4 protein-coding genes and 1 pseudogene are annotated in these 5431 nt (G+C 69.7%); 2 read left to right on the top strand and 3 right to left on the bottom strand.

Going from position 1 to position 5431, the window contains the following annotated elements; genetic code table 11:
* A pseudogene (locus ACTHL9_RS05605) lies at positions 1-428 on the top strand (alpha/beta fold hydrolase); the annotation flags it as partial.
* A 45-nt stretch (positions 429-473) separates the two neighbouring features.
* Here ACTHL9_RS05605 and ACTHL9_RS05600 read toward each other — a convergent pair.
* The 3 genes from ACTHL9_RS05600 to coaE all read right to left on the bottom strand — a co-directional run bounded on the left by ACTHL9_RS05600 (position 474) and on the right by coaE (position 4590).
* Positions 474-1799: an MFS transporter gene (locus tag ACTHL9_RS05600; protein WP_440517861.1), complete on the bottom strand. Its 1326-nt coding sequence runs from the start codon at positions 1797-1799 to the stop codon at positions 474-476.
* Positions 1792-3903 carry an excinuclease ABC subunit UvrB gene (uvrB, locus tag ACTHL9_RS05595; protein WP_440517860.1) on the bottom strand — a complete coding sequence of 704 codons (2112 nt, stop codon included), beginning with the start codon at positions 3901-3903 and terminating at the stop codon, positions 1792-1794. The genes ACTHL9_RS05600 and uvrB overlap by 8 nt, the downstream gene beginning before the upstream one ends.
* A gap of 63 nt (positions 3904-3966) precedes the next feature.
* Positions 3967-4590: a dephospho-CoA kinase gene (gene coaE / locus ACTHL9_RS05590; RefSeq protein WP_440517859.1), complete on the bottom strand. Its 624-nt coding sequence runs from the start codon at positions 4588-4590 to the stop codon at positions 3967-3969.
* A gap of 30 nt (positions 4591-4620) precedes the next feature.
* Between coaE and ACTHL9_RS05585 the strand changes: the two genes are divergently transcribed.
* Positions 4621-5298, top strand: coding sequence for an IMPACT family protein (locus ACTHL9_RS05585; protein WP_440517858.1), 678 nt, complete (start codon positions 4621-4623; stop codon positions 5296-5298).
* Positions 5299-5431: the final 133 nt, after the last annotated feature.

Here is a 5431-nt window from a genome sequence, read left to right as displayed (position 1 = left end):
TCCACGAGGCGATCTACGCGCAGGGCGAATCCTCGGACTGGGCGGCGTGGCGCGTGCTCGAAGAATACCCTGCGTTCAAGCCTGATTCCGCCGAGCCGCTCCTCCTCGGCGAGATGGTGTGCCCATGGCTCTTCGAGCAGGATCCCGCCCTCGCACCGCTCGCCGAGACGGCGGAGAGCCTCGCCGAGAAAGCGGACTGGGGTTCGCTCTACGACCCCGGGCGCCTCGCGGTGAACGACGTCCCCGTCGCCGCGGCCGTCTACCGGGACGACATCTACGTGGACCGAGAGCTCTCGCTCGAGACGGCGGGACGCGTCCGCAACCTCCGGCTGTGGGAGACCGGGGACTTCCACCACGATGGGATTTCGGACGACGGCGAAGGCATCTTTGCGCGGCTCCTCGCCATGGTGCGCGAGGACTCCGACTAAGTCGGGGAGCAGCCTCTCGCAACGTCTGCGCCCCGGCCTGACCGTCTACGCCACGGCGGGGCCGCGGCGGATAACGGCCATGATCCCGAGGACGCCCGCGCTCAGGATCGCCGTCCCGGCCGCGAGACCCCCATAGCCGAACCCGGCCATGACGAGCCCCGCCGTCGCGCCTCCGAGCGCACCCGAGAAGCCCATCGCCGTATCGGAAACTCCTTGGGCCAGAACACGGCCGGGACCCGGGACCGACTCCGCGAGGAGCGCCGAACCGGCGATGGTGGACGCGGACCACCCCAGCCCGAGCAGCACTAGCCCCGCCGCCACCATGACTGGATCGCCCTGCCCCAGACCGGCGACGCCGACGGCAGCGATAAGGCCAGCCTGCCCCGCGGCAAGCAGCTGCCGCCGCCCCCACCGATCGGAGATCCATCCCATGAGCGGTGACAGAGCGTACATGCCGGCAATGTGCAGCGAGATGGTGAAGCCGATGATTGCGAACGAGTCCATGCTCACGTGATCCCCGTGCGACCCCGCGTGCGCGGAGGCCATCTGCGAGAGATGCAGCGGAGTCATCGCCATGACCGACACCATGACGGCATGGGCCACGACCACGCCGATCACCGCAAGGAGAGCCGACGGGGAGGCCTGAATCGCGCGGACCCCGTCCCTCAAGGAGCCGGCGCCCGAGGCACCGGCCGATGGGGCGTGCGGGAGGCCGACGTCGTCCGTTCTCATCACCCGCCGCGCCTCCAGCAGCGGGTCCGGGCGCAGGCCGATCGCGAGCAGCACGGCTGCGACGGCCATCCCAGCCACAGAGATGACGAAGGGACCCGCCGCGTCGGGCAGGCCGAGAGCCGCCCCGAGGGCCGCGCCGGGGCGGATGAGGTTTGGGCCGGCGACCGCGCCGACCGTGACCGACCAGACAACGAGGGAGAGGTCGCGTCCCCGATGGGCGGCATGCGCGAGGTCGACGGCGGCGAAGCGGGACTGCAGGTTCACCGCCGTCCCGACGCCGAGCAGAGCGGCGCCCGCGAGCAGGACAAGCAGCGATGACCACACTGTCGCCAGCACGACGAGTCCCGCGCCGGTCATCGCCGTCACGAGCCCGGCGACGAGCGCGATACGTCGCCCGAGTCGGGCAGCGACCCCGCTCAGCGGGAGCGCCGCGAGCGCCGCGCTCAGCGTGAGGACCGTGGTGACGGACCCAGCCCAGGCGTCCGAGCCACCGAACTGCACCGCGAGCAGCGAACCGATGGCGAGCGTCGCCCCGCTGCCCAGGCCGCTGAGCAGCTGAGCCGCCGCGAGCACCCCGACCGTGCGCCGCTGGATTCGGAGGCGGGAGCTCGCCAGATCCCCCTCGGCCAGCTCAGGCATGCCCGGCTGCCTGCATCTGCCGCAGCTCCTTCTTGAGATCGGCCACTTCATCGCGCAGACGCGCAGCTAGTTCGAACTGGAGCTCAGCCGCCGCGCCGTGCATCTGCTCCGTCAGCTGGGCGATGAGCTCGACGAGGTCCTCCGCGGGAGCGGCGGCGATCCCATCACGGCGAAGCTCGGCCTCGGCCCGCTCCGAAGCTGCAGTGGCGCCCTTGTGCCGCTTGCCGCCCTTCGCGAGCCGGTTCGCCTCGAGGAGCGCCTTGGTGTCCTGGTCCTCGCGGGCAAGCTGATCTGTGATGTCCGCGATCCGCTTGCGCAGGGGCTGAGGGTCGATCCCCCGCTCGCGGTTGTAAGCCGTCTGGATCTCACGGCGCCGATTCGTCTCGTCGATCGCCTGGGCCATCGAGTCCGTGATCTTGTCCGCGTACATATGCACCTGGCCCGAGACGTTGCGTGCGGCGCGGCCAATGGTCTGGATGAGCGACGTCGACGAGCGCAGGAAGCCTTCCTTGTCCGCATCCAGGATCGCCACGAGCGACACCTCGGGCAGGTCCAAGCCCTCACGCAGGAGGTTGATGCCCACGAGGACGTCGAAGACCCCAAGGCGCAGCTCGCTCAGGAGCTCCACCCGGCGCAGCGTGTCCACGTCCGAGTGCAGGTACTGGACCCTCACCCCGTGGCCCATGAGGTAGTCCGTGAGATCTTCCGCCATGCGCTTCGTGAGGGTCGTGACGAGGACTCGCTCGTCTCGCTCCACCCGCTCGCGGATCTCCCCCAGAAGGTCGTCGATCTGGCCCTTCGTCGGCTTGACGATGATCTCCGGGTCCACGAGTCCCGTGGGCCGGATGATCTGCTGCACCACGCCGTCGGACTTGCTGAGCTCGTACTTGCCCGGCGTCGCGGAAAGGTAGATCGTCTGCCCGATCCGCTCGAGGAACTCGTCCCACTTCAGCGGGCGGTTGTCCATGGCCGATGGCAGGCGGAAGCCGTGCTCGACCAGGGTCCGCTTCCGGGACATGTCGCCCTCGTACATAGAGCCGATCTGGGGCACTGTCACGTGGGACTCATCGATGACGAGCAGGAAGTCGTCCGGGAAGTAGTCGAGCAGGCAGTGCGGCGCCGTGCCCGGCCCGCGTCCGTCGATATGCCGCGAATAGTTCTCGATCCCGTTGCAGAAGCCCATCTGCTGCATCATCTCGAGGTCGTACGTGGTGCGCATGCGCAGGCGCTGGGCCTCGACGAGCTTATTCTGCGCCTCGAGACTCTTCAGGCGCTCCGCAAGTTCGTCCTCGATCTGCGTGATGGCCCGGCTCATGCGCTCCGGCCCGGCAACGTAGTGGGACGCCGGGAAGACGTACATCTCGGTCTCCTCGCGGAGGACCTCGCCCGTCACCGGATGGAGCGTGTGAATGCTCTCGACTTCGTCGCCGAAGAACTCGATGCGCAGCGCGAGCTCCTCGTACATGGGGATGATCTCCACCGTGTCGCCGCGCACCCGGAACGTGCCGCGGTGGAAGTCGATGTCATTGCGCACGTACTGCATCGCCACGAACCGACGGAGAAGCGCGTCCCGATCAAGCTCCATCCCGCGCCGCAGGGTCACCATTCCCGCCACGTACTCCTCGGGAGTGCCGAGGCCGTAGATGCAGGAGACTGTTGCGACGACGATGACGTCACGTCGCGTCAGCAGCGAATTCGTCGCCGAGTGCCGCAGGCGCTCGACCTCCTCGTTGACCGAGGAGTCCTTCTCGATGTAGGTGTCCGTCTGGGGAACGTACGCCTCGGGCTGGTAGTAGTCGTAGTACGAGACGAAGTACTCGACCGCGTTGTTCGGCAGGAGCTCCCTGAACTCGTTGGCCAGCTGGGCGGCGAGCGTCTTGTTCTGCACGAGCACGAGCGTGGGCCGCTGCAGCTTCTCGATGACCCAAGCCGTGGTCGCACTCTTGCCTGTGCCGGTCGCGCCGAGGAGGACCACATCCTTCTCGCCGTTCTGTACTCGCTCCGCGATCTCGGCGATGGCCTGCGGCTGGTCGCCTGCCGGCTCGTACTCGCTGACCACCTCGAACGGCGCGACGACACGTTTGATTTCCGGCGCAAGGCTCATGCATCAAATCTACGCTGGACAGAGGACAGGGCATGTCCGCATTCGCCGCAGGCTGACTGTCGGCTAGCTTTCGGGAATCCTCGCGGTGGTCGCGGCCGCCGGAACCAGCACCTCGTGCCAGAGTCGGTCGACGGCGGCGCGCAGCTCGTCGAGGCTCCCGCTGTTCTCGATGACGTGGTCGGCGGCGGCGAGCCTTTCCTCGCGCGTCGCCTGCGTGGCCATCCGCGCGGCCGCGTCTTCCGGGGTCATCCCGTTGCGCTCTGCCAGACGGCGAATGCGCACTTCGTCCGGGGCGTCCACCACCACGACGACGTCAAAGCTGCCCGCCTGCCCGGTCTCCACGAGCAGGGGGATGTCCTGGACCACCACGGCCTCGTCGGAGGCGGCTGCCATCAGCTCCGCGGCCCTCGCCCGGACGCGCGGGTGCACGATCGCGTTGAGCTGGTCACGTCGCTCGGGGTCCGCAAAGACCAGGGCGCCGAGCGCCGCCCTGTCGAGGGCGCCGTCGTCCTGCAGAATTCCTGGGCCGAAAGCCCTGACGACCTCGGCGAGGCCTTCGCTCCCCGGCTCGACGGCCTCCCGCGCGAGGAGGTCGGCATCAATCAGGACCGCGCCGAGCTCCGCGAGCCGCCGCGACACCTCCGACTTCCCGGACGCAATGCCGCCCGTCAGGCCCACTCTCAGCACCCCATTAGCCTAGCCCCTACACTGGGGGCGGTGACCGACACCCCACGCCATGCCCTCCGCTACAGCACCATCGACGGCGAACACCGGCACGAGCTCGAGATCAAGCGGTCGAGGTTCATCGCCGTCCTGCGCCGCGCAGAGACCGAGGATGAGGCCCGCGCCCTCGTCGCCGAGCTGCGGCGAGAGTTTCACGACGCACGGCACCACTGCAGCGCCTTTGTGCTGGGCCCGGACCGGATGATCCAACGCAGCAGCGACGATGGAGAGCCCTCGGGGACGGCGGGCGTGCCGATGCTGGAGGCGCTCCTCAAGGGCGCGGCGGTCGACGGCGTTCCTGACCTGAGCGACACCGCAGCCGTGGTAGTGCGGTACTTCGGCGGGATCCTTCTCGGCGCCGGCGGTTTGGTGCGCGCGTACTCCGAGGCCATCTCGACGGCGCTCGCGACTGCCAGGCTCGTGCGGCGCCAGCGCCTGCGCCTCCTGCGGGTGGACGCCCCCCACGCCGCGGCCGGCAGACTCGAGAATGACCTCCGCGCGGCGGGCGTCACCGTTCTGGGGAGCGACTACGGACCGGGCGCGGCGAGTCTTCGCATTGCCGTCGAGGACGACGAAGCGTCTCGAAGCGCCTTCGCCGAGCGCCTCGCGAGCCTCACCGCTGGCGGGCCCTCCGCCGTCGACCTCGGCACGGCTTGGGTCGACCTCCGCTAGCCTTGCGCCGGGCCCCCCCCCCGGGGGCCACCCGGCGGGCCGGACGGCGCCACGGGGGGGCGGGGCAACGGGGGTGGCGGCCCGGGGGGACCCGCCCCGGGGGGGCCCGCCCCCGGGGGGCGGGGCCCCGGGC

It is taken from the genome of Sinomonas sp. (genome assembly GCF_051955515.1).
Taxonomy (GTDB): Bacteria; Actinomycetota; Actinomycetes; order Actinomycetales; family Micrococcaceae; genus Sinomonas.
Note: the sequence above shows the minus strand (reverse complement) of the source record. Positions and strands in the feature narration are given on the sequence as shown.

Excerpts from the sequence above, each read along its gene's own strand:
- ACTHL9_RS05600 (WP_440517861.1), bottom strand. The coding sequence starts at position 1,799 with ATGCCTGAGCTGGCCGAGGGGGATCTGGCGAGCTCCCGCCTCCGAATC.
- uvrB (WP_440517860.1), bottom strand. The coding sequence starts at position 3,903 with ATGAGCCTTGCGCCGGAAATCAAACGTGTCGTCGCGCCGTTCGAGGTG.